General features: G+C 50.2%; 1 protein-coding gene. It reads right to left on the bottom strand.

From position 1 onward, the window contains the following. On the bottom strand, positions 1 to 985 hold a 985-nt coding region (locus CZ809_RS20795; RefSeq protein WP_144396228.1), incomplete at both ends, for an Ig-like domain-containing protein.

Genomic DNA, 985 nt, shown 5'->3' with positions numbered 1-985 from the left:
TGGTGCCCACGGTTTGACCATCAACAACGACCGTAACGGTATCGCCGACTTTAACATCTGCGCCCACGGTCCCCGTGACCGGGACTTTGCTGTGCGCTTCATCTGCGTTGATAACACCATCGGTAGCTATCGAGGTAATAGTGATCGCTGCCGCAATGTCAGTGTCAACGGTGTAAATATGATCATCTGTCGCAGTAGCGCTATGACCTGCTTCATCATGAGTTGTCACGGTGGCGGTGACATTATCGGTGGTAGCGTTATCTAATACGCTGCCGTCAACCTCAGCCGTCCACGTTAACTTGCCATTGTGATTTTCTACTGTGGCCGTACCTACCGCTTTACCATCTACAGTGATCGTAACGGTATCGCCAACTTTGACATCACCACCAACGGTACCGGTTACAGGCACTTTGCCGTGGGACTCATTCTCATTGATTACATTGTCACCACCAATGGTGGTGATGGTGACACCCGCATTGATGCCAACCTGATAATTTTCTTCACTGTTTGCGGTGTCATTATGTGAACTGTATGACGTTGTGACTGTGGCAGTGGCTTTATCTGCATGCAACACATCCTTGCCCGTGACATTCACTGACCATGTGTTACCCGCCTCAACCTGGGTGTTGTAATCGGTGCCATTAATCGTTACCACGACCTTGTCACCCACTTGCACCTGACCGCCAACCGTACCGGTGATCGCAATGCTCTGCTGATGACCTTCTTGTTGAGTGATCTCGTTATCGCCAGTGATCTTATCAATGTCGATAGTCGCGTTAACATCCACCGTATAATTATGCTCAGCCGTGGCGGTTTTGCTGTTACCTGCGGTATCAGTGGTGGTCACTGTTGCGCCAACATGATCCGAATTCGCATCCAACAAGACCTTGCCATCAACAGACAAACGCCATGACTTATCCGCTTGTACTTCGGCGGTGCCTAACGTTTTACCATCAAGGGTCACTGTTACCCAATCGCCCGCTTT

Origin of the sequence: Photobacterium piscicola (assembly GCF_900166965.1) — a bacterium.
GTDB lineage: Bacteria > Pseudomonadota > Gammaproteobacteria > Enterobacterales > Vibrionaceae > Photobacterium > Photobacterium piscicola.
The sequence above is the reverse complement of the archived record's forward strand: the minus strand, read 5'-3'. Positions and strand labels throughout refer to the sequence as shown.